Origin of the sequence: Enterococcus sp. HMSC072F02, assembly GCF_001837725.1 — a bacterium.
GTDB classification, from domain to species: domain Bacteria; phylum Bacillota; class Bacilli; order Lactobacillales; family Enterococcaceae; genus Enterococcus_B; species Enterococcus_B lactis.
The window spans coordinates 15,321-39,750 of sequence record NZ_KV833976.1; the positions used below are offsets into that span (position 1 = coordinate 15,321).

The window sequence follows — 24,430 nt, forward strand, 5'->3', positions numbered from 1 at the left end:
CAGATTTTAATGATGAAAAAAGACGGCACCTTTAACTTCCTTCTTTATTTTTCTTTAAGAATTCATGGAGATCCTGATAGATTTCATCCATAGCTAGCTCTTTTATCGGTACTTTTTTCGGTAATGCATGGATGATTCGTGCACCATATTTTGCAGTGACTAATCTCCGATCCAAAATAAGTAATACGCCACGATCTGTCTCCGTCCTTATCAAACGACCTAATGCTTGGCGTAACTTCAAAGCTGCTTTAGGTACGGATTCCTGATAAAAAGGATTGATCCCCTCTGATTCCAGATAAGCATTCCTAGCTTTGACCATGGGACGTAACGGGTTGTCGAAGGGTAAACGTGTGACTACAACAATCTGTAAAGCATCTCCAGGTAAATCTACACCTTCCCAAAAGCTGTCAGCACCAAATAAGACGCTTTTTTCTGACAAAATGAAGCGTTTCAAAAGTTTTTCCCGACTTCCGCCAAATCCTTGAGCAAGAATTTCACGTCCTTTTTCTAGCATAGACAAATGCATTTTCTGATATACCTTTTGCAAAACATCATGAGAAGTGAATAAAACAAGGATCGGCCGATCTTCTTGTTCAATCAATCCTGTGAGTGCTGCTTCTAAATAATCGATATATGCTTGATTGCTGACTTGATGGACTGCAGGTGCTTCTTTCGGCACATAGATTCTTGCCTGTTTCTCGTAATCATAAGGAGAAGCAATCACTTTAAGAGGTGCTGCTTCAATGCCCAGTCGTTTAGAGAGATACTGTCGATTAGGTCCGATCTTCAGCGTTCCTCCAATATAAAGAATATGGTCATATCGTGGATACCACACAGTGGACGGCAACATAGCTGCTTGAAAATCATGGAGATGAAAAATCATCTGCTGTGCTGTATTCCCAGGAACGAACCAATGGATCAAATGATCTCGCCAATCTTCTAGCCATTGGTCCATCAGCAAGTATTGCTTGTCTAATTGATCAAATAAGCTATATAAACTTGCTAAATCGATCCGCATCTGGTTAGTCCAACTTTCTTGGATAATCTCAAAAGTCAAGCGCATTTGTGATTGTAGTTGTTGGATCTCTTGATAAAAAAGTTGCAGGTGATCCATTGCTGTCCCAGATTCCAGTGGCAGCTGATCCAACATTTCTTTTGTCATCATGACTTCTTCTGGATATTGTCCGTTAGGTTGCTTGCTGCTTACTAAGTTCATTAATCCCTCTGCCACGCAAATCTGCGCTTCGCATAGCGCAAAGAGTTCTTCTCGATAAATCGACAACCAGCGTAAGGCTTCATGTTCCTTCGGCAAATAACTTTGTATGCGGTCAAATAACTGATTCGGCTCTTCCAACTGCTGGATTTGTTTATGGAAGTAGTTAATACTTAGTCGTTTGTCATTTACTTTTTCAGCAATTTCCGGCAAATGATGCACTTCATCAATCAACAAATAAGGACTAGCTGGAAGCAATGGTTCTTTTCGCTGTGTTTCTTGTACTAAAAATGCATGGTTGACAATCAAAAAATTGCTTTGTTTGATTTTCTTTTGCAAGAAACGCACAAAGTCTTGTTTGTAAAACGACTGATTCCTTGCTAAAAACCCGGTGCCTCTGTGCGCGACATCTGCAAAGAATGCATGGTTCAGATTAGTTAAATGTAATTCATCCAAATCACCGGTCTTCGTTTGTGTTAGCCATACTAAGACAGCCATTTGGTACAAAGCATATTGTTTTTGTCCCGGCGGTTCCACAAGTGTACCTTTAAAACGCTGTAAATCAATATAGTGGCGATAGCTTTTGATAATCACCGGTTGTATCGGCTGTTCTAGTAATTGATTCAGTAATGGAATGTCTTTTTCCATGATCTGCTGCTGCAAAACAAGCGAAACGGTGCTGATGACAGCTGGTTTTTCAGGTGTAGCCAAATAACTCAAAGGCAACAGATAACCAATCGTTTTGCCCATTCCTGTAGCTGCTTCGATCATCAAATCTTTTGATTCATCTTTTGTGAAATGGTCGTAGACAGCATTCATCAGCCTGTTCTGTTCTTTTCGATACATCAGTGTTTTACCAAACATTTTTTCTTTTGCTTGTTTTTTTCTTGGATATGTCCGCTCGCCATAATGGACGGATGTGAATAGTTCCACTTCTTTTTTCTGCAAAGCTAGCCCATCGATGATTTCTAATGAGAGATCAAGGGGCTCCGGGTTTTCTTTCATTTCTTCAAGCACGTGGTAAATGAAACGACTCGTATCCATTCCTGTATGGCTACTTAATCGTGCAATCTGCTCTAATGTGATGATCGGCAATTTCCTCATTCGTTCTTCGATCAGTAAAAGAAGCTGACCTGTCACTTCGGCATCACTATCCGCCTGATGAGGATTCTCATGAATAAAGCCAAGGCTTTCTGACAAATCAGCTAAGCGAAAACTTGGTTCCGTCGGCAAGAAAATTTGTGCAAGTTCTACGGTATCGATGCCCGGTATCTTCAAACTAGGAAGTCCGCATCGCATGAGTTCATGGTTCAAAAAATTATAATCAAAATAAATATTATGCGCGACAAATATGGTGTCTGCCAAAAGATTGTAAATCGTTTGGGCGACATCTTCAAAATAAGGCGCTTTTTGGACGCGTTGATTCGTGATCCCTGTTAAATGCTGGATTTGTTTTGAAATCTTCCGCCCTGGATGAATATCGATCGAAAAACGTGAAGTGATCCGACCAGCTTCAATCATGACGCAGCCAAATTGGATGATCCGATCTTCTTTTGGATTCGTCCCAGTCGTCTCGATATCAACGACTGCATAAGTTCTTGGTTTCAAAATATCTTCCTCTTCTCCTGCCTCTAATGTTCTTTTGAAATTATACTACAAAGTGCAGAAAAATACTCTCATCGCTTTTTAAGGAAAAAAAGACAAAAAAGCCCAGACACGTAAATGTCTGGACTTTTATTTTTAGTATAGGTAAATTAAGCTTTAGTAACGTTTGTTGCTTGAGGTCCGCGTTGACCTTCTTCAACGTCGAAAGTTACTGTTTGGCCTTCTTCTAAAGTTTTGAATCCGTCGCCTTGGATAGCTGAGAAATGAACGAATACATCGTTTCCGTTTTCTGCAGTGATGAATCCAAATCCTTTTTCTGAGTTAAACCATTTTACTGTACCTGTTTCCATAATAAAAATCCTCCTTGTGTTTCAACACATATTTTGCAATTACTTGAATGGTGTATATCTGGAAGATGTTTATTTGAAACAAGCTACCACAGATTACCGAACAAAAACTACTTCTACAGTATATCATACCGTTTACAAAAACGCTAGAGTTTTTCGATATTTTTTTATAAAAAAATGTTTTCTCAGCGATTACATCAAGTGAAAAACCGAACTTTCTTAATGACAAACGTTCTATTGTTCAGATACCCCTCTTTCGATCCATTGCACCCCTTTAAACTAAAAAATTATTCTATCTGACTATTTATTGTTTCTGTTTCAACGGTTGAGGATGGGGAAGACTCTTTAGTAGTTCTGATGTTCTCATGGTATTTCTGATAGCCTATGACAGTGATCAGAAGAACAAGACAAACCAATACGATCAACGAGATTAATTTTTCTTTTTTGTTCATACCTATACCTCATAAATGACAGGATGATGCCCATCATATTTCTGAGCATGGGTAACAGCAAAAGCTGCAGCTGTTGAATGGAAGAAATGCCAGCAACTTTCGTAATCACATGACGGACAATACCAAAAATAACCAAACCTTGGCTGCAAAGCCCGTTCTTCTGTTTCAGGGAACGCAGAATCAAACGCTGATGTCTGCGCATAAATATTTTTGTACATACGTGCGCCTGTGCTTAGAGAACGCTGTGTTTCTTCTGCAAAAACTGGTTGACTTGTTAAACTTAGGGATAGAGACAGCAAACACCATAACAGTCTTTTTTTCATAAAGACCTCCTTATCGATAAGTTTTTCCCAATTAAAATCATATCTCAAGAACGACCGTTATTTGCATTTCATTCATAAATGGTGTTTTTTGTATCATAATCGTCAAAAAAGAGGTCGTGACGATGTCACGACCTCTTGATAAACGATGTTCCAGAAGTAACTTCTTCGGAAATAAGCCGAAATTTCACAAAAATTTGAGAAGTAATTTTCGTAAATCTCTTCTTATTCTTGATGCAGAACAGCTTTTTCTCTCTAATACTCAGGTCAAAACACTGATTTCACAACCTCTTTAATAACGAAGAATCGCTGTCAGACTCTTTTCATCTGGTGCATCTTTTTGATCCAAAATAAACACTTTCCCACCATTAATAATCACATCGTCTGCCAAAGCATTCAGCACTTGACGCCGATCATATTCTGTTTCAGGATCTTCTCCGAAACCATCAGCTAAGTTTGACGTAGCGATAAACAAATGGGATACTTTTCCTTCTTTCGCAGCTGGAACGATATCAACTAACTGATCGATGAATTTCTTATCTAAAAGTTTATTGTACTCTTTTGATTCTTGGGCTGCTAGTTCACTTGACAGCTTCTTCGCTCCTTCTTCGATATCTCTAAAGGATAGTTGTGCTGGAGAAGCAGAAATCGCAACGTCTGCACAATAGTAAGGATTTTTGGCGATTTTTTTGAACATCGTCTGATTTTCTGGTAGAGCGAATAAATAAATCGGCCATTGTTCAGGATTTTCGAAAGAATCCTTCAAGTACGTATCAACTGCTTGGTAATAGTTGACCCAATCGATCTCTACTTCTTCATCTTTTGGATTCACGCCATGGAAAGTAACGCCATCTCGGGCACCGCCCCCTCCATTAGAAGAGAAGTTCAAACCGCCACCTGTCAGTTCAGATCCCAATGCAGTAACAACATCGACCGGTGCCCCTTCTGGTAGAGACACTTCTTTTACTTGTTTGTTGCTGACTTCATACAATTTCATGGAGTCGCGGTTCAATCCCAACAGATAATAGGAATAGTTGAACTGTCCATTTTTGATAATGGCCAGTAAATAAGGAAGATCACTTACATAATATTGATCGTCTACCGGGATACTCAAACGATGGATATAGGTTTGATCAGCAGTTATAATGACCGCTACACTCGTAGTTGCACTACGCCAAAACGAAGGATCTCCTAACAAATGTTCAATTTTTTCTTGGAACGGGGACCAGTCATGCTCGGAATATTTTTTTTCAAAACGTTTCTTTGCTTCTTTTGCAAAATTTTTGAATTTGATTTGATCTTTTTCCACATCTTGATGTGCGACATGCGTATTCAGCATGATCGTGACGAACGGTCCTTTAGCGCCTTCTGAAGTCAATTGTGACAGTAGTTCTTTATCCTTTTTTGCCATAAACGTACCCCTCCTAAAAAAATCATTCCTTTGTGTCTATCTAAAGTCTACCACAACACTATTTTTCCATACAATAAAACGTATCTAAAAAAATAAAACGGTTTCTTTAGTTGGGTATTTTGCAATTTTTTTAAGTTATCTTCATAATTTCCTCAATTATTTGGGTATAGTCTTCAACTATTCTTCATGAAAGGCTGTTAGACTAAGAAAAAGAATAAAAGAGGTGGACCTTATGCATTTGATTATGATTTTTAGTTTATTAAGTATCATCAGCTTGTTTGCTTTCAGCGCTTCCCGCTTATTAGAGGCGGAAACACAGCCTGTTCCTATAAAAGTACGAAAAAATGACCGCTAACCTTTTCATAACGCGCGTTCTTATCCTAAAGTTTTTTTCAGAAACATTGAAACTCTCTTCCCTCTCTGATAAAATTTTAATTTGTAGCGAAACAAATTAAATACAAGGAGATCGGATATGTCCATAAAAAAAACACGTCTAGTCCTATTATTGGCTAGTCTCATTCTTTGCCTTGCTTCTTTTCTACCATCTGTTGCTGTGCAAGCTGAAGATACTTTCAAAGTAAATGCAAAAGCAGCCTTTGCTGTAGATGCGCAAAGCGGTAAGATTCTTTATGATCAAGATGGAGAAAAAACCATGGGGATCGCTTCAATCACAAAAATCATCGGTCTTTACATCGTCCTTGATCAAGTAAAAGAAGGGAAACTATCATGGGATGATAAAGTTTCAATTTCAGATTATGCAGAAAATTTGAGTGTCACCCCAGATTTATCAAATGTTCCTTTGCATAAAGAAAACACCTACACCGTTAAAGAATTATTCGACTCTGCAATCATCCAGTCAGCCAACGCTTCAATGGTTGCCTTGGCAGAAAAAATCTCTGGCAGCGAAGCAAAATTCACTGAACGAATGAAAGAACAATTGAAAGATTGGGGTATCAAAGATGCAACGATCGTTAATGCATCAGGACTGAATAACTCTTATCTTGGCGAAAACCGACCAGAAGGTACTGGAGAAAACGACGAAAATCAAATGTCTGCTCAAGATGTGGCTATCGTTGCCCGTCATTTGATCTTGGATTTTCCAGAAATACTGGATGTATCTAGCACTACGACACAAATGTTTGGCGAAAACACGCAATCACCAGTAGAAATGGTCAACTGGAACTGGATGCTCCCAGGATTCGTGAATTATAAAGAAGGCGTGGACGGATTAAAAACTGGTACGACTGAACTTGCAGGAGCCTGTTTCGTCGGTACGATCACTAAAAACGATCAACGAATCATCACTGTCGTATTGAATGCAGACGGCCATGCGGAAAACCCAAGTGCCCGTTTCAATGAAACAGCTCGCTTAATGGATTATTGCTACGACAATTGGTCAGAAAAAGAGCTTGGAAAAGCCAATGCAAGTATCCCTAGTCTAAAAACCATTGATGTAAAAGACGGGAAAGAATCAACAGTGCCCGTTGTGCTTAAAAGTCCTGTAAAAGTATGGGTACGGAACGATATGGATACTGGAAAATTAACAATCACACCAACTCTTGACAAAAAACAAGTCACTGACAATGAGATCCAAGCACCTATGGATAAAGGAACAAAAATCGGTACCGCAACGATCACCTTGGCAGAAGATAAATTAGGTTATCTAGAAGACAACAACGCGCCATCCACAGAAATCATCACGGATAAAACCGTAGAAAAAGCAAATATTTTCGTTATTGGCTGGCGACGCGTCGCAGAATTTTTCGGTAACTTGTTTTAATTGAACAAAAAGAAAAAAGCATCTTTCCATGTGGAAGATGTTTTTTTGCTTTTTCTAGTTTAAATAACAGCTTTTTTCATCTATTTTCGTTATACTGTATAAGAAAAAGGAGTTGAATTTATGAATCTAACTAGAGATCTGATTTTTTTGGTTCTCTATCTTATTGGGGTATTCTCCATCGTTTATTGGCGAAAACAGAAAAAGGATCCTTCCTTGTTCTTTTACAGCAGTACATGGACGTTTGCGGTAATCTTGACTTATTTTGTCGTGTTGGAAATTTTTTATTCGACCTTTTATTTTTTGATTCCCTTAGTGTTTTTCAGTATCTTTGCCTTTTCCTATTTTTCAGAAAAGCGAAGGCTGTTGAATGGTCTTTTATTCAATGTTTTCCTCATTAGTTTTGGTATCTACTTGTTTGTCTTGCTATACGAAACACAAAATATTTTTCTTGGCGGACTGATTGCCTTGATCACGATCCCGTTACTGCTTGTCTTTCTATTCGGCATTTATGGATTGATCGTTTTTCTTTTTTGGAACGGTGTCACAGTTTTACGTAGAGAATCGCATTCATTAGCTAATCTTTTAACCTTGATACTAGCCATTTTTCTTACATTGTTTCTTGTTTTTGACTTTTTCTTGTTAAAATATTTACCACAATGGATAAATGCTTTGTTTTTCTGCATCCCATTAATCTTAATCTATCTATTTATCGTATTCTACAACTTTTTGACTGTCTCATTCTTGTATCAGTTCAACCGCCCTCGATACAACCAAGACTTCATCGTTGTGTTAGGCGCCGGGTTGATCAATGGAGAAACAGTTTCTCCTCTTCTTGCCAAGCGAATCAATAAGGCGATTGCTTTTTATGGGGCACAAAGCCGTGCGACATTAAATCCGCCTATCCTATTAATGTCGGGTGGACAGGGAGCAGACGAAAAAGTACCAGAAGCAATTGCGATGAAACAATATGCTATGGAACAAGGAATTCCTGAAAGAGATATTCTTGTCGAAACCAATTCGACAACCACTTTGGAGAATATGCGCTATTCAAAGGAAATCATGGATCAGCAAATGAAAGGTCCCTATCGCGCGATCTTCAGTTCCAACAATTACCACATTTTCAGAGCTGGTCTCTATGCACGACAAGCGAAACTGAAGGCAAATGGCATTGGGGCAAAAACAGCTTTCTATTACTTGCCTAACGCGTTTTTAAGAGAATACATCGCCATCTTGATGATGAACAAAAAAAGACATATGATCATTTGCGGATTGCTTTTCGCAGGTTCCGCATTCTTATCACTGATCACTTTACTTTTCTAAAAAACCAAGGTGTGACAAAACATATGTCACACCTTGGTTTTTTCTTTTATTCTCTTGACGATTGGCAAGAATAGTATTCCTTTTTTGACGGCTACTTGCTGTGCAGAATAAATACCGCTGTTTCCTGAACACATAAAGCTGATCAAGCAGATCATAAAGAAGTAAACAGCAGCTTGTGAACCAAATAATTCGATTCCCATCACAAAACAGGCAATCGGTGTATTTGTCGCACCAGAAAATACCCCGATAAAACCTAATCCAGCAAGAAAAGGAACAGAAACATGGAGCAAAGGCGCTAGTACTGCGCCAAGCGTTGCACCAATCTCAAATAGTGGTGTCACTTCTCCCCCTTGGTACCCCGCACCTAAAGACAAGACCGTGAAGAATAATTTCCCAATAAAATCATAAGCATGTGCCTGTCCATTAAATGATTCCTGCAGTAACGGAAGACTCAACCCAAGGTAACGTTGTGTTTGCAAAATCAACGCTGCGGCTACAACTACTGCTCCACCTATCGTATTTCGCCAAACAGGATGAGGAATCCATTGCGCATACCGCGCTTTTAAAAAGACGATCGAACGGCTGAATACCCAACCAATCAAACCAAAAGCAATCCCAGCAACAAAAACTTTGAAGAACAGCAACATACTCCATTCAGGAATCACACCCATTTGGTAATGTAGATGAGAAACACCATAGCTTTCTGTCATGAAATTTGCAAAAAGCGCAGCAAAGAAGCTAGGAAATATTGCTTCTGTTCGGACTTTACCGATTGCCAACACTTCTAATCCAAATAATGTTCCAGCTAAAGGTGTGCCAAATACAGAACTAAAACCCGCACTGATTCCACTGATAACCAAAATCTCCCGTTCTGCTTTATCCAATCGGAATAAATGCGCTATATTATCAGCTAATGCTCCCCCCATTTGAACTGCTGTTCCTTCACGACCAACAGATCCCCCAAATAAATGGGTAGTGATGGTCCCAAACAAGGTCAATGGAATGAGCCGCAAAGGGATCTTCTCTTCTCCTCCATTCCCTTGATCGATCACTAAGTTATTCCCACGACTAGAAAGACCGCCATGATACGCATAAAGATAAGCAAAAAGCGCGCCGCTGACTGGCAATAGATAAAGTAGCCAAGGATGTGCTAGTCGGATATCTGTCACGAACGTCAGGCTATTTAAGAAAAAAGCAGACAAGCTCCCCATGAATACTCCGAGAATCGCTGTGACCACCAGCCACTTCAACATGTACATCAAAATACGCACTGGACTCGGTAATTGTTTTTCCATAAAAACTTCCTCCTCAAATAAAAAAACGCCTACTAAAGAAAGGGGCTGGCCCCAGACTTTAGTAGGCGTCATTAGCTATCTTACGTTAGCATTTAAAGGCGAACACCCTCACCTATTCACTTCCATTAAAAGATAGCATATTTTTCTGTAAAAAACAATAAAATTATCGTTCTTTCTTTACACGTTCAGCAAATTCATAGAAAGGAGCCAATTTCGTTAACTGTTGATTACATTGATCACTATCATGACAAATATAATTCCCCTTTTTCGTATACGTGCCATCAGAACCGGCTTTCGTTGTAGAAAGAAAGAGCGAGACATTCGATGTTTTCTGACAGATCGCACAGATTCCCTTATTAATCGTTGGTGATAAAGTACCGCTGATCCCTTTTAATTTTCCATCTTCGTAATAAACCATGAATTTTTTTTGCGTCCCTGGATCATTCCAACCGATGTACGTATGTGCTTGCAAGTCGATTTCATTCCAAGCGGGTTGTTTGAGTTTTTTCACTTTTCGGAATAATTTCTCGATTTGTGGTTTGCTCGGCTGCATAAACGGCTGGACGATTTGCTTCAGCTCCTCCAATGCTCGTTCTGCTTGCGTTTTTGTCAGTTTTACATCTAAAACTGTCGTTAAAAACGTATCGATTTCTGGTGGTTCGTAACCTAATACATCGCGAATCTTTTCAGCTGCTAGAGCCTGAACCGTTTGTACCGTTTTTGAGTCATTGACAGATGAGTACGCATTTAATAACTGCTCTACTTCTCTTTTTATAAAAAAATATTGATATGGTTTCATTGTTTGTTCCATGATTTTAAAGTCCTTTCTTCTAACCAAAGTGCATACTTTGTAGAAAAAAGTGATCTTCTGCAAAGTATGTGTTACCTGAAGATCCCGGACTCTTTTAAATAAGATACGTTTTGCATCTTATCATCACCCCCTTTAATGTTCATTCTTCTATGTACATGATTCATTCGATAAATAAAAGTAAACCGTATCTTGAGCAGATAGTCAACTGCAAACAGAAAAAGGACTGTGACAAAAGTCGTGTCAAAGTCCCTTTCTACAAACAAACGGTGTTCCAGAAGTAGCTTCTTCGAAAAATAAGCCGAAATTTCACAAAAATTTGAGAAGCAATTTTCGTAAATTCCTTCTTATTTCTTGAAGCTGACCCACTTCTGTCACAACCTCAATATGGTCTATTATTGGTTTTACCTGTTAAATCGAGGATTCTTTTCCGAAGTAACGTTGCCATCTCTTACGCATACTTGCTGACATAGGCTGAGCGGCTTCTTTGACTGCGCAGTATTTGTCTACGAATGTTACGATATATCCTTCTTTGTACTTAGGCGGTGCAATCGTTGCGCCCCACATGTGCTTCAAAATGATATCTCGCTCAAGATCCGACAAATCGGTGATTTTTTCTGCATTCTTTACAGCGATTCTTGGATGGATATACGCATGTGTGCCTTCATCAAATTTCGTCGTACGCCAATCATAGTAGAACAGATCATGCAAAAGTCCAGCACGCGCTGTTGCTTTAGCATTGCCACCCCATTTTTTTGCGAGCAGATAACTATAGTAAGAAACACTGATGGAATGCTCCAAACGAGTGGAATGAACATGCTGTGTGTAATTCGCTAATTTTTTCACTGCTTCTGTTTCTAAAAGATCTTCTACATAAGACATATATTCTTCGTCTTCACGCCATTTTTCTGTCATAATTATCGATCTGCCACCTTTTTGAATTTCATTTTCTTCTGAAATTGATCTAAGTATACCACCAGTGTTCGGATTATTCTAGTCGCCTTGGATAAAATAGCCAAAGCTTAATAGTTCCTTAATCATAAAGAAAAATGATAAAGAACAATCCCTGCCGCAACCCCAACATTCAACGATTCCGCATTTCCTTTCATCGGGATATATACGTTCTGATCAGTCAAAGACAAGATTTCCTGACTTACCCCCTGACCTTCGTTCCCCATGATTATTGCGAAGTTATCTGATTTTTCTACTTTGTCTAATGCGTGTGCTTCTTCATTTAATTCTGTGCCATACACTGTAAACCCTTTGTCTTTCATTAAAGGAATCACTTCTGTCAAATCTTTTTGCAACACAGGCAAATGATAATTGCTTCCCTGCATGCTGCGCAGCACCTTTGTACTATAAATATCTGCCGTTCCTTTGCCTAATAAAACACCAGCCATATCAAATGCATCTGCCGTACGGATCATCGTCCCTACATTTCCAGGATCTTGTACATTATCTAATAACAGCCAACCTCCTGAAAAATCTGGCGTGCCTTCAGCCGTTAACGCCATCACTGCTAAGATTCCTTGTGGTGTAGGTAGATCCGATACAGCATCCATGACCTCATCCGAAACTAGAAAAGTAGAAATCTCTTTGTTTGCGGCCAGCCAGTCTCCCCATTCTTTCATGCCTCGCTGTGTCACAAAAAGTTCTTTTATTTCTGCATCAGACGACGCAGCTTCTTCGATCAGATGGAACCCTTCCAAAAGATATTCTTCCTTTTCTTCCCGATATTTCTTTTTATGTAGTTTTTTTAATTCTTTGATTCTTGGATTTTTTGCTGATTGGATCTCTTTCACATTCCTCACCTCCCCATGATTATATCATGGAATAGGTGCTTGAGCTTGTTTCATCCTAAAAAAATCGGTATCATTAATTTATAAAATAGGAAAGAAAGGTGACGAACATGCGCAAAGTTAAAATGAACGTCCAAGGACGCGTCCAAGGCGTAGGATTTCGCTACATGACCAAGATGGTCGCTGATCAACTAGGCGTGACTGGAACGGTAAAAAACGAAGACGACGGCTCAGTCACAATCGAAGCAATCGGCAATGACGACATCATCCAGAAATTTATTGAAGAAGTCAAGAAATCACCGAGCCCAAGTGGACGAGTGCAGTATGTGGATGTCCAAGAAGACCCGATGATTGAGGAACGAAAGAAATTTGATGTGGTGGGATAAGGTTGTGAAAAAGCTGGTCTGCATCAAGCATTAAGGACAGGTTGTGAAAAATAGCTCTCCATATTTTTCAACAGGCTGGACTTAATGCCGTAGATGCAAGCTTTTGAACACCGTCGATAAGGTTGTTTTTGAGGCGCTTTGCCTCGAGTATTAAGGAGAAACATTTTCAAAATAGCTTCTCATATTTTGTTAATACCGAGAAACTGACTTTTGAACACCGTCGATAAGGTTATTCTTGAGGCGCTTTGCCTCAAAAATTAAGGACAGCAGTGAAAAAGCTGATCTATCACTTGCAGTGAGTTCATTTGACTCCGCTTTTTCGGGCAGAAAAAAAGTTTTTAGTTTATTAAAGTAAGAAAGAAACACTTGGATCATTCTACTTTTTCCTAGTATTTCTTTCTTGATTTTTTGTCTTTTTTTCAAAATTTTTCGCTACGTAAAAGAACGAATATTTATATGAAATTTCTATGAAGTTGATTGAATTCCATGCGCTTTTTTAGTATAGTTAAGTTTGTGTAAAAATTATAGAAGAGGAAGTATTCTATGAATAAATGGAAAAACTGGTTATTGGGATCCGGACTTGTCAGTATCCTGCTCTTTTTATCTGGCTGTGTGCGGATGGATTCAAACGGAAACCCTGACACTTCGGGAATCGTTTATCGAGTACTCGTCCATCCTATGGGCCAAGCGATTACATATCTAGTTGAGAATTTCAATTGGTCTTATGGCTGGGCAGTTATCGCAATGACTGTGATCGTCCGTATCATCATCTTGCCACTAGGTATTAGTCAATCGAAAAAAACAATGATCCAATCTGAAAAAATGCAAGCGTTAAAACCACAAGTTGAAGCAGCCCAACAAAAATTGAAAGCTGCAACAACACGTGAAGAACAAATGGCAGCACAAGCAGAAATGCAGCAAGTATACCGCGAAAACGGATTGAGTATGACCGGCGGAATCGGCTGTCTGCCTCTATTGATCCAAATGCCGATTTTCTCTGCCTTGTACTTTACGGCACGTTATACAGAAGGGATCCGGGAATCATCTTTCTACGGCATCGATTTAGGCTCACCAAGTATGGTGCTTGTGGCCATCGCAGGGGTCGCTTATCTGCTTCAAGGATATATCTCAACGATCGGTATTCCTGAAGAACAGAAAAAGACGATGCGTACGATGCTGATCGTCTCTCCTGCTATGATCGTCTTCATGTCGATCAGTGCGCCAGCCGGTGTTACACTTTACTGGGTAGTCGGTGGTGTGTTCAGCTGTCTGCAAACATTCATCACAAACGTTATGATGAAACCACGTTTGAAAGCACAAGTGGCAGAAGAGTTGAAACAAAACCCACCAAAACAAGTCGTCACTCCAAGAAAAGATGTGACAGAATCAGCTAAACCAGCTGACAGCAAACAAGCAACCAAACAAATCAAGCAACCCAAAAACAGTACAAACAACAAAGGCCGCAACGCAGGAAAGCAGCAGAAGCGGAAGTAGGCGGGAAGCAAATGGAGAAAGAAACCTCGCACCACTATCAATTGATAGTGGTGCGAGGTTTCTTTCTCAGTCCCTACTAAATATGTCTCTCGTATAAACTTTTTCTTTTACTTCAGCTAAAGCTGGCTCCATACGATTTGATACAATCACATCTGACATATTCTTGAATTCTTCGAAATCTTTGATTACTCGTGAATGATAAAATGCTTCTTCATCTAGTGTTGGTTCATAAACTACGACTTCGATCCCTTTTGCTTTGATACGTTTCATTACGCCTTGGATAGATGAATACCGAAAGTTGTCAGAATTTGCCTTCATTGTTAACCGATAGATTCCTACAGTTTTAGGTTTTTTCGCTAAAATTTGGTCTGCAATAAAATCTTTTCTTGTCCTATTTGCATCTACAATTGCACTGATGATATTGCTTGGAACATTTTCATAGTTTGCTCTTAGCTGCTTTGTATCTTTAGGTAAACAATATCCTCCGTAACCAAATGAGGGATTATTGTAGTGAGAGCCAATTCGAGGATCTAACCCTACACCCTCAATGATTTGTTTTGTGTTCAATCCTCGAGACTCGGCATAAGTATCTAACTCATTAAAATATGCTACGCGTAAAGCAAGATAAGTGTTTGAAAACAATTTGATTGCTTCAGCTTCAGTAGGATGTGTCAAAAGAACTGGCACATCTTTATCTAAAGCGTTCCGTTCAAACATATCCGCTATTTCTTGCCCTCTATCAGAACACTCTCCTACAACAATTCGAGAAGGATGCAAGTTATCATACAATGCCTTCCCTTCTCTTAAAAACTCTGGAGAGAAAATAATGTTCTCTGTTTTAAATTTTGCTTTTAATTCTAATGTATATCCCACAGGAATAGTTGACTTAATAATAAAGGTTGCATCTGGTCGAATGATCAGGGCTTTTTCAATAACATCTTCAACTGTGGAAGTATTAAAGTAATTTTTCTTTTCGTCGTAATCTGTCGGTGTAGCGATGATCAAGTAATCACCAAAAAGTACAGCTTCCTCGAAATCTTTAGTAAATTTCACATTTAAATCATCCCGTTCGAGAAACTCGTGAACTTCTTTATCCTCTAAAGGTGATTGTCTGTTTCTTAGCATATCGATCTTTTCCTGAACGATATCATATGCTTTAACATTTTCGTGCTGACTAAGTAATAAAGCGTTGGCTAGACCAACATATCCTAAGCCGAAAACTGAAACTTTCATTTTACAAACCTCTTTCTGATAAATGATATTTTAAAAATATTTTATCTATTTTTCAATACTATCATAGGCACTAATCCACTGTTTTACAATAAATTCTTCATTAAACGGCTCACTATTTCCCCTAATAAAGGACGCCTTTGAATGTTCAAACAACAAACTTCTATTATTAAAGTATAACTGAATTTTTTCTATGAGAAAATTTTCCATTTCAATTGAATTTTCAAGCGAAAAAAGAGTCTTTTTTCTATTATTCCAAACAGATGGATTCGGTAAGTTTTTTTTATCAAAGAACCACCATTTTGGATCTGTCAAATATCCATTCACACCATCCTCGACTAGCTCAGGAATTGCATATAATTTTGTTGAAATAACAGGTAACCCTGCTTTTATTGACTCTAAAACAGTCAATCCAAAACTCTCATCACTAGTTGGGTGAATTAAAACATGATGTTCTGAATAAGTTTTTTCTACTTCATCATAACTCATAGCAAATTCTAAAAAGGTTATATTTTCATTATTCTTTATCTTTTCTTTTAAAAATTGAGGAATATTATTAATGTTACTAATGATTGTAAGTTTAATATCTGAATTATCTAACCTTTCCATAGTATATACTAATTCTAATCCACCTTTAGAAATAAATCTTGCCCCTTGACATACAAAAAGCAATTTTAGTTCTTTTGATAACACTTTTTCTCTTATTTTTTCTACAGATATATACTTATTTTTTCGAACTAAAGGGTAGATTGTTCTAACAGTTCCAGTATATTGACTAGGATTAAATAACGTATCCAGGGTATTTTTACAAGCATTAGACATACAAATTATTGTCTGTAAGTGCTTATCATTTAAATTCTCCTTAAAATTTTTTCTACCAAGAAAGGTCTTGTTCCTATTCAAAGTATAATGATAGAGAGCCGTAGGATTTTCTAAATAGACCAGATAGGGAACATTGGTTTTGATAAAGCGATTGAAACTAGCAGCCACTATTTTTTCATCATTATCAAGCAAATTAAATTTCAACACTTGAATTAATCCCAAATGACTAACAAGATTCGATCTCAAAATTTTACTTAATCTTTGCTTCTTTTTAGAAGGTATTTCATACCCTTGATCAATAAATTCAAAACTAATTTCATTTGAATTTATACTATTTAATTGCTTCAAGAAGCCTCTAACTTTCGATACAAAAACTATTTTCCTCATAAAATCCACCTTTTTATACAAGTACTATTTAATATTTTTTATCATTGAGATTAAATACGCTAATAACATAAATAAATTAGCTATAATGACCGACATAGCAAATCCCATAATTCCAAATTTAAAACTTAACAACAATGCAATAATTAAATAGAAAATTGTTCCTGCAACTTGAATAACCAACATCTTTTTTGCTGTATTATATTTTAGATATAGTGATTTAAAAATATTTAATTGTGAACTTATTAATGTTCCTCCAATTGTAAAAATAATCAATTTACTTGATTCATCATACAATGAGCTATATAAAAATCGAACAGCAATATTTGTAAAAATTAATAAGATTGGAAATAAACAGAGAACACCAATACATGAAAGAACAAAAAGAAATATAATATTTTTTTTAGTGATGGATCTATTCACTTTCATAATATACGATAATAATACTGTATTTACTTGAGAAACTAATAGAGAAAAAATTTTCGATACAGAGCTTGCAGCATAATAGTATGCCATTTGTTTTGCTCCAAGAATTGGAACTATTAGGAACCTATCTAAGTAACTACTTGTACTATTGAAAAAATAAGTAAATTGAAGAGAGCTGTATTCTCCCTTAATTGAATTATCCAATGATTTTTCTTTTAAAACAATTGTTGATTGAATTAAAAAAATACAACCAAATAATTCCCCCATAAAAAAGACTATGCCCCAGTTCTCTGTAAAATAAAAAATGAAAAGTCCTACACCATATCCAACTAAAATAATCAAATTTAAAACTAACAATTTATAAAACCTTAAAAGCACACGGAAATGAGCACTATAAAATCTCCTCACAACTCCTAAACCAACTGATAATGAAAAAAGCACAACATTAGCAACACCTAATTGAGTTATGAACATTAAGCTAACTACAAAACTACCAATAATTGATAAACCAATATTGAGATAAAAATTACCAAATAGTTTGCTCGATTTTGATTCTTGGAGAATAATTCTCATATCAGTTAATGAGTCTCCAAATGTAGAAATAAAAACTATACTGATACCATAAATAGCTGTCAATAATCCAAAATTTGTGGTACCAATACTAGAATTAAGAATTGGAAATAAAATCAATTGTACAAAAAATAGTAATACTAGATGCGAGGCTGTGTTCGCAACCAAATCTATAAAGAATTTTTTTTTCATACTTTATCACTTTCTCTCAAATTTGATCCTAGGAGACCAATTAAAATTCCAAAGGATGGAGCTAACCAAAACGAGGAACTAGCAAGTAATTTTGTAATGGAGAAAATAAAGAAAACTATAGTTAAAATTTTTTGCTGGTTTTTCATTTTTGATATTCTAATACTGCTATATGCAATAAACATTACGAATACAAGTGGTGCCAAAAAACCAAAAGTAGTTAACATCTCTAGAAATATATTGTGGGGATATCTAAAAATATATCCCGATACATCTTGATAATAAAATCCTGCTATCCCTCTTGGAAAAAAAGAACTTTCCTTAAAAAGCAATAAAGCTTGGTCATATAATAAATTTCTCCCTGATGATGATTGTATCAATCCTGCGAATATCCCATCACTATTAGTAAACATCCTTTGAAATTTCATTAAGCTATAGTACATTTCTCCATTTGTATCTATTAGAGGAGAAATCAACATAAAAAATTTATCGAGATTAGTAATAAGTAGGGCAAAGCAAGGAACAGCCACAATGAGGATAAATACTCTCTTGACAATTAAGTTCAAACTTTTTTTATAATTTACTACAAATAAAAAACAAGATAATTCTGATATTATCGCCATCCTATTAGCAAAGAATAAAGTTAGAGCAATTATAACTAACAAAAGAACAAAATCTAGTCTTTTATTGAAGCGATATTGATTTATCAAAATTGCTATAAATATAAAAGTTAGTACGTTACCAATTCCCATATGTGAAGTCGCAGAAATTCCAGTAGTTATATAAATAGCAAGATAAACTAAAACTGAGCATAACGTCATTAAGCTGTACTTATAATATACACTTTCAAAATCATCAAGTTTATCTAGAGATAATGTACAGTACAACATGAGCAAACTACTCTTTATCATAGGAATTAAGAAAAATGAAATTGAAGTAGTATTTCTAAATAATAAAAAATCAATTAGATAAACAATCAAGATTATCAATAAGTATTTTAAAAATTTCTTTGAAACTCCATTTACTAGTAGTGAGAGAATAATCCCTGCTCCTACAACTAAAAAATCTAAAATAACAAAGCGGCTACTCACTTGCTTTAGAGGTAGCGTCATATACTGAATATAAATAATTAAACACCATATTTTTGAATTAAACATTGATTTATTCGTGTTAACTTTACTCATTTTATATTCATTCACGTTATTACCTCGTACTTTCTGCTTTTTCCCAAAATGGTTTAGATTTTCCTGTACTCTCTCTGTAAGCACCAATTAGTTGAGCTAATATTGTCATTACATAGTAAGAAATAAATTTTAAATATTTATTATTTAAATTTCGAGCAACTAATGCTAGTAGATATATCATTAACTGTACAATAAACAAAAAGACATATATTGAGTTAGAATCGGTAAACGCTAAAATCAAGTTTGTTATAAAGACAATTATATGCATTAGATATAGATTATTTCTAAGTGTTCTATGTGAGAAATAAAAAAGAGTAAATAACCCATGCTTAAAAAAATTATATTTACTAAAATCAACAAAATTAATCATTATTATTTTACGAGACATTCGAATTTTTCTCTTAAATTCATCATTATCCGTTTCTCCTGCTTTTTCAAATGCTATTGCTTTTTCATTGTAAATAGCTTTTTTCCCTAAATTAACAAATTTTGGTGGATATATACTGTCATGACTATAAATTGGATTAATTTTTATATAATCATTTTTTCTAACAGCATATATACTCCCATTACCAGCTGTTATAGAAGCTAAATCTGATTCTATTTTACGCATTCTAAGATCAAGATCCCAATAGGTGGACTCTGACTCACTTGTTGAATTTATTTTGTTATTAGTATAAACTAATTTTCCTGCTACATAACCTATTTCTAAGTTTGATAATGATAAAACAAGTTCTTTTACTGATTTTTTTTCTAACATAGAATTAGCATCGGTAAAAACTATGATCTCACCACAGGCTACTTCTACTGCTTCGTCCTGTGCATTTGTTTTTCCTTTTCGTTCTTTAACAACATGTAGTTTAACTATTTTCGGGAATTCAGCTACATATCGTTTGACTATTTCATTCGTTTCATCTGTGCTATTATCAGAAGCGATAATAATTTCTAATTTATCCTTCTCATAGTCTAAACTCATTAAATTCAATATTTTTTTTTCAATAATAGAATCTTCGTTATGTGCTGGAACTATTACAGACACACTTGGACGGTAACTCTTATCAAATTTGATTTGCTTTTTATGAATAAATTTATTCAAGAGCTCAAGTAATATAGGATAGCCCACCATTGTATAAATAATTAATATTAAAAATAGATAAAATAAAACTCTCATAGTTCCCTCACTTTATTCTTCATTACCAGTAAACTTTTCATTTGTTACACTGGAATTAGATGTTATTCCATCGTGCTTCAACACCTTTTTTATAGTATGCCAAATTATGTTGATGTCTTTTGTAAAAGAATAATCTTCTATATATAAATAATCGTATTCAAACTTCGCTTCCCAACTAATCGCATTTCTTCCATTGACCTGAGCTAGTCCAGTTAATCCTGGTCTTACGTTGTGTCTTTTCCGTTGCCTCTCACTATATAGTGGCAAATATTCCACTAATAATGGACGAGGTCCTACGATCGACATATCACCCTTCAAAATATTCCAAAGTTCTGGTAGCTCATCTAGACTTGTTGCTCTAAGTATTTTCCCAAATTTAGTTAGTCGAATTTCATCAGGTAAATATTCTCCATTGTGGTCTCTTTCGTCAGTCATTGTACGAAATTTATACATGGAAAAAATTTTTTCACTTTTTCCTGGTCGTTCTTGTTTGAAGATAATTGGAGAACCAAGTTTAATTCTTACTAAAAAACCTACAATTAAGATTATCGGCGATAAAACGATGAGAGCAATGCCTGACAATAGGATATCTAAAATTCTTTTCCCAAAAAGCTGATAGAAAGTTTTTTTACGCATCATTGATCACTCTTTTAATCGTAGATACTACATATTTTAAATCTTCATCTGTCATCTTTGTATCTGATGGTAAACATACTCCTAAGTCAAATAAAGTTTCTGCTACATCATCGCCAATATAATCATAATTTTTGAAAACAGGTTGTAAATGCATAGGTTTCCATACTGGGCGGGCTTCTATATTATTTTTGTCTAATTCATCAATAAGATGATTCGCATTTATTCCCTTTATTATTATGACACTTAACCAATAATTCGGTTCATTCCAATTATTTTCTGGCATGAATTGTATATTTGACAATTTAGACAATTCTTCTTTATAAAAACTATGAATATATCGTTTTTTCTCAATTCTTTCATTTAAAACTTTCAATTGTCCTCGACCGATACCTGCAACGATATTGCTCATTCGATAATTATAGCCAATTTCATTGTGTTGATAATGGCGTGCCTTCTCACGAGATTGCGTAGCCCAAAATCTCACTTTTTCCACCTTTTCTTTGTCATTGGATACAAGCATTCCGCCACCTGAAGTTGTGATTATCTTATTTCCATTAAAAGAATAAATTCCATAGTCGCCAAATGTACCAGTATATTTTCCTTTATATGTTGTTCCTAATGATTCTGCAGCATCTTCAATTAGAGTAACATCGTATTCTTTGCATATTTTAGTAATTTCGTCTAAATTAGCTGATAAACCGTACAAATGTACTACTAATACAGCCTTTGTGTTAGGATATTTTTCTAGTGCTGTTCGCAAATGTTCAGGTTTCATATTCCAAGTTTCGTAATCACTATCAACAAATACAGGTATAGCTCCTTGATAGAGAATTGGATTAGCAGTAGCTGAGAACGTCAAGGACTGACAAATCACTATGTCATCTTTACCGACCCCAGCCGCTTTCAAAGCTAAATGTATAGCTGCTGTTCCAGAAGATAATGCGGCAGCATGACTAGCTCCCACGTATTCTGCTAATTCTTTCTCAAATCCATTCACATTCGCACCTAAAGGAGCCACCCAATTTGTATCAAATGCTTCTTTTACATACTCTTGTTCATATCCTTTCTCACTCATATGAGGAGATGCTAATAATATTCGTTTATTTTCCAACTTAATCCCATCTTTCTATTACTTTGGTAGGTACGCCAACATTTTTAGTATTATTATTAATATTTTTTATTACTACACTTCCTGCACCTATGATGTTCGTATTTCCAATTCTTAGATTTTGTATTATTTTAGTACCTACTCCAATTTCATTTTTATCTCCTAATATAACATGTCCCGAAATATTTACACTTGGAAAAATTGAATTATAATTACCGATTTGAGTATCATGTCCGATAGTAGAGCCGATATTGATCATATTGAAATTTCCTAAAACTACGTCAGCAGTGTAAGTCGTATAGGGCATCAAAATATTGCCAATTCCTAACTGAACATTTATGCCCACTAGTGCACTTGGTGCAACTAAATTAGGGAAAATCAATTTATTATTTTTATTTATCTTTTGATATATTTTTTCTTTGATATCTGGCGAAGCAATTCCCAGAAAAATAGCAGTTTCTTCATCTAATTCTATTAACGAGTCTATTGTTCCTAATATAGGTTTTTCCAATAATTCTTGATTTTGCATTTTTAACGAATCATCGACAAAACCAGCCAATTCATATCTAGAGACACTTTGTAATAGAAAAGCAATCTCTTTGCCAAATCCACCTGCTCCTACAATAATTGCTTTCACTTTACTCCCCCTATTTATTCGAAGCATTTGCAAAAGTGACAATGTCTTTAGCCAATTGTTCATCGTCTTGCGGCAGGCTCTTAACAAAATCCATCACTTTTTGTATTGAGTAGCCTTTGATGTTTCCCACAAAGATTTTCTCATAAACTGCTTCATCATTTCTTTCCTTATCCAACAATAGTTCTTCATATAGTTTTTCCCCTGGACGGATACCTGTTTCAATGATTTCGATTTCGTCTTCGCTATACCCGCTCAATCGGATCATGTTTTTCGCTAGGTCTACAATCTTCACTGGTTCACTCATATCTAGAATAAAAATTTCGCCACCTTTTGCTAATGCGCCAGATTGAATAACTAAACGACTCGCTTCAGGAATCGTCATGAAGTATCGGGTCATACGAAAGTCTGTTACAGTGATGTTACAGTGATTGGACCACCTTGAGCAATTTGTTCTCTGAATACTGGAATCACACTACCGCGAGAACCAAGGACATTCCCAAATCTGACAGCTGAGAATTTCGTACAGCCTTCTTCATTCAATCCAGTCACAATCATTTCAGCGATTCGTTTTGTTGAACCCATGACATTTGGAGGATTGTTAGCTTTATCTGTCGATACCATGACGAAGTTTTTCACTTTTGCTGCTTTGGCTGCTTCTGCTACATTTTTTGTACCGAAAATATTGTTTTTGACTGCTTCTTTTGGATTATATTCCATCAGTGGTACATGTTTATGAGCAGCTGCATGGTAGACGATATCTGGATGATATTGTTCCATGATTTCATTGATTTTCTCGCGATCTTGGATATCTGCGATGATCGGTACAATTTCTGTAGGACAATTTTGATGATGTGTGCGTAACTCACGGTCAATCAAGTAGATCGAGTTCTCCCCATGTCCTAAAAGCAATAGCTTTGCAGGATTGAATTGAATGATTTGCCGACAGATTTCTGAACCGATCGATCCTCCTGCGCCGGTGACAAGAATGACTTTGTCTGTGATCTGATCTTTGATGGATTCAATATCCAACTCTACCTCATCTCTTCCCAGTAAATCCACTACGTCAATTGTTTTTAATTTTGATACGCTAATTTTCCCTGAAGCAAGTTCTTCTATAGAAGGCATCGTATTGACTTTCACATGAGCGGATTCGACTAACTCGAAGATTCTTCGTAATTTTTTTCTTGATAAGGAAGGGATAGCGATCGTTACCATTTGAATGTCATATTTTTCAATCAATTCCGGAATATCTTTTAATGCACCTAATACTTTTTTTCCTGAAAGATACGTATTTCTTTTATTCGGATCATCATCTACAAACCCGACAACGTGGATATCTTGAGCTGTTTTGGATCCAAGAAAGCTGTTGTATAAAATACGCCCGCCTTCGCCAGCACCAACGATCAAGGTATTTTTAGCAGAATCTGCTGATACATATCTCATATTTTTTGTTTCGATGTAGATACGCCAGATCAATCGGCTACCGATGATCAATAAGAGCGAAAGCAGATAAGCAAAGATAACTAACCGTAAACTGTATCGCCGATTAATGAACAGCAGTATGAGGATACTTGAGGCAGCACTTGCAGATAGTGAACTAAAAATTGCAATGATCTCTCTTAAATTTGTATAGCGATTGATCCGAGTGAAAACTTTGAATAAACTACCATAAAATAAATAAAAACCAATCGACAAACCGATAGAGATTAAAATAAGGTCCATTGATATAGATACAAACGGCTTCATGAATTTAGCTGCTGCAATATTTGCAGCGATTAATAACAAGCTGTCCACAACAACCAATGTGGCAATTTTTCTTCTTCTTGTTAATATAAACACTTTT

21 protein-coding genes, 1 pseudogene and 1 riboswitch are annotated in these 24,430 nt (G+C 36.1%); of the genes and pseudogenes, 5 read left to right on the forward strand and 17 right to left on the reverse strand.

Translation table 11 applies throughout. The annotated features are described in order from the left end of the window. Positions 1–31: 31 nt before the first annotated feature. The 4 genes from HMPREF2731_RS12305 to HMPREF2731_RS12320 form a co-directional block, all read right to left on the reverse strand. Positions 32–2,821: a helicase C-terminal domain-containing protein gene (locus HMPREF2731_RS12305; protein WP_070873092.1), complete on the reverse strand. Its 2,790-nt coding sequence runs from the start codon at positions 2,819–2,821 to the stop codon at positions 32–34. Between the two features lie 146 nt (positions 2,822–2,967). After that, positions 2,968–3,168: a cold-shock protein gene (locus tag HMPREF2731_RS12310; protein WP_002294871.1), complete on the reverse strand. Its 201-nt coding sequence runs from the start codon at positions 3,166–3,168 to the stop codon at positions 2,968–2,970. Positions 3,169–3,619: 451 nt separating this feature from the next. Continuing rightward, the gene (locus HMPREF2731_RS12315; RefSeq protein WP_002291761.1) at positions 3,620–3,940 is read right to left on the reverse strand and encodes a hypothetical protein; all 321 of its coding nucleotides are present in this window, start codon (positions 3,938–3,940) and stop codon (positions 3,620–3,622) included. Positions 3,941–4,229: 289 nt separating this feature from the next. Next, positions 4,230–5,348, reverse strand: coding sequence for a baeRF6 domain-containing protein (locus HMPREF2731_RS12320; RefSeq protein WP_070873094.1), 1,119 nt, complete (start codon positions 5,346–5,348; stop codon positions 4,230–4,232). A 232-nt stretch (positions 5,349–5,580) separates the two neighbouring features. Here HMPREF2731_RS12320 and HMPREF2731_RS15415 point away from each other — a divergent pair, with 232 nt between their 5' ends. The 3 genes from HMPREF2731_RS15415 (at position 5,581) to HMPREF2731_RS12335 (ending at position 8,448) form a co-directional block, all read left to right on the forward strand. Then, on the forward strand, positions 5,581–5,703 hold the full coding sequence (locus HMPREF2731_RS15415) for a hypothetical protein (RefSeq protein ID WP_002294875.1): 123 nt from the start codon (positions 5,581–5,583) through the stop codon (positions 5,701–5,703). 117 nt (positions 5,704–5,820) lie between these two features. After that, positions 5,821–7,128, forward strand: coding sequence for a serine hydrolase (locus HMPREF2731_RS12330; RefSeq protein ID WP_002308679.1), 1,308 nt, complete (start codon positions 5,821–5,823; stop codon positions 7,126–7,128). A 120-nt stretch (positions 7,129–7,248) separates the two neighbouring features. After that, positions 7,249–8,448 carry a YdcF family protein gene (locus tag HMPREF2731_RS12335; protein ID WP_002336519.1) on the forward strand — a complete coding sequence of 400 codons (1,200 nt, stop codon included), beginning with the start codon at positions 7,249–7,251 and terminating at the stop codon, positions 8,446–8,448. A 26-nt stretch (positions 8,449–8,474) separates the two neighbouring features. On the opposite strand, the gene HMPREF2731_RS12340 is transcribed toward HMPREF2731_RS12335, so the two are convergent. From HMPREF2731_RS12340 to HMPREF2731_RS12355, 4 genes are all read right to left on the reverse strand, one after another. Beyond that, the gene (locus HMPREF2731_RS12340) at positions 8,475–9,743 is read right to left on the reverse strand and encodes a voltage-gated chloride channel family protein (RefSeq protein WP_025478139.1); all 1,269 of its coding nucleotides are present in this window, start codon (positions 9,741–9,743) and stop codon (positions 8,475–8,477) included. A 55-nt stretch (positions 9,744–9,798) separates the two neighbouring features. Further along, a riboswitch (Fluoride riboswitch) is annotated at positions 9,799–9,865 on the reverse strand. 41 nt (positions 9,866–9,906) lie between these two features. Further along, complete coding sequence (locus HMPREF2731_RS12345; protein ID WP_002336521.1) at positions 9,907–10,554, reverse strand: FusB/FusC family EF-G-binding protein; 648 nt, start codon at positions 10,552–10,554, stop codon at positions 9,907–9,909. A gap of 408 nt (positions 10,555–10,962) precedes the next feature. Beyond that, entirely contained in the window at positions 10,963–11,466 is a 504-nt protein-coding gene (locus HMPREF2731_RS12350; RefSeq protein WP_002296302.1) for an HD domain-containing protein, read from the reverse strand. Between the two features lie 122 nt (positions 11,467–11,588). Next, positions 11,589–12,353, reverse strand: a complete 765-nt coding sequence (locus HMPREF2731_RS12355) for a TrmH family RNA methyltransferase (RefSeq protein ID WP_002294889.1) — start codon at positions 12,351–12,353, stop codon at positions 11,589–11,591. A gap of 107 nt (positions 12,354–12,460) precedes the next feature. Between HMPREF2731_RS12355 and HMPREF2731_RS12360 the strand changes: the two genes are divergently transcribed. Further along, positions 12,461–12,736: an acylphosphatase gene (locus HMPREF2731_RS12360; protein WP_002289551.1), complete on the forward strand. Its 276-nt coding sequence runs from the start codon at positions 12,461–12,463 to the stop codon at positions 12,734–12,736. A gap of 543 nt (positions 12,737–13,279) precedes the next feature. After that, positions 13,280–14,230, forward strand: a complete 951-nt coding sequence (gene yidC / locus HMPREF2731_RS12370; RefSeq protein ID WP_002291748.1) for a membrane protein insertase YidC — start codon at positions 13,280–13,282, stop codon at positions 14,228–14,230. A gap of 66 nt (positions 14,231–14,296) precedes the next feature. On the opposite strand, the gene HMPREF2731_RS12375 is transcribed toward yidC, so the two are convergent. From HMPREF2731_RS12375 to HMPREF2731_RS12415, 9 genes and pseudogenes are all read right to left on the reverse strand, one after another. Beyond that, a complete protein-coding gene (locus HMPREF2731_RS12375; protein ID WP_070873098.1) occupies positions 14,297–15,463 on the reverse strand; it encodes a nucleotide sugar dehydrogenase in 1,167 nt (388 codons plus the stop codon). 45 nt (positions 15,464–15,508) lie between these two features. Next, positions 15,509–16,669: a glycosyltransferase family 4 protein gene (locus HMPREF2731_RS12380; RefSeq protein WP_002334839.1), complete on the reverse strand. Its 1,161-nt coding sequence runs from the start codon at positions 16,667–16,669 to the stop codon at positions 15,509–15,511. 24 nt (positions 16,670–16,693) lie between these two features. After that, the gene (locus HMPREF2731_RS12385; protein WP_002334840.1) at positions 16,694–17,854 is read right to left on the reverse strand and encodes a lipopolysaccharide biosynthesis protein; all 1,161 of its coding nucleotides are present in this window, start codon (positions 17,852–17,854) and stop codon (positions 16,694–16,696) included. Continuing rightward, positions 17,851–19,050 (reverse strand): O-antigen ligase family protein, encoded by a 1,200-nt coding sequence (locus HMPREF2731_RS12390; RefSeq protein ID WP_002334841.1) that lies wholly within the window; start codon positions 19,048–19,050, stop codon positions 17,851–17,853. Before HMPREF2731_RS12390 ends, HMPREF2731_RS12385 begins: the two co-directional genes overlap by 4 nt. A gap of 4 nt (positions 19,051–19,054) precedes the next feature. Next, positions 19,055–20,206 carry a glycosyltransferase gene (locus HMPREF2731_RS12395; RefSeq protein WP_002337447.1) on the reverse strand — a complete coding sequence of 384 codons (1,152 nt, stop codon included), beginning with the start codon at positions 20,204–20,206 and terminating at the stop codon, positions 19,055–19,057. Between the two features lie 12 nt (positions 20,207–20,218). After that, a complete protein-coding gene (locus tag HMPREF2731_RS12400) occupies positions 20,219–20,845 on the reverse strand; it encodes a sugar transferase (protein WP_002334845.1) in 627 nt (208 codons plus the stop codon). Then, positions 20,835–21,953 (reverse strand): DegT/DnrJ/EryC1/StrS family aminotransferase, encoded by a 1,119-nt coding sequence (locus HMPREF2731_RS12405; protein WP_002334148.1) that lies wholly within the window; start codon positions 21,951–21,953, stop codon positions 20,835–20,837. The genes HMPREF2731_RS12400 and HMPREF2731_RS12405 overlap by 11 nt, the downstream gene beginning before the upstream one ends. Before the next feature lies 1 nt (position 21,954). Continuing rightward, entirely contained in the window at positions 21,955–22,587 is a 633-nt protein-coding gene (locus HMPREF2731_RS12410) for an acetyltransferase (RefSeq protein ID WP_002334847.1), read from the reverse strand. Positions 22,588–22,597: 10 nt separating this feature from the next. Continuing rightward, positions 22,598–24,426, reverse strand: a pseudogene (locus HMPREF2731_RS12415) (polysaccharide biosynthesis protein). Positions 24,427–24,430: the final 4 nt, after the last annotated feature.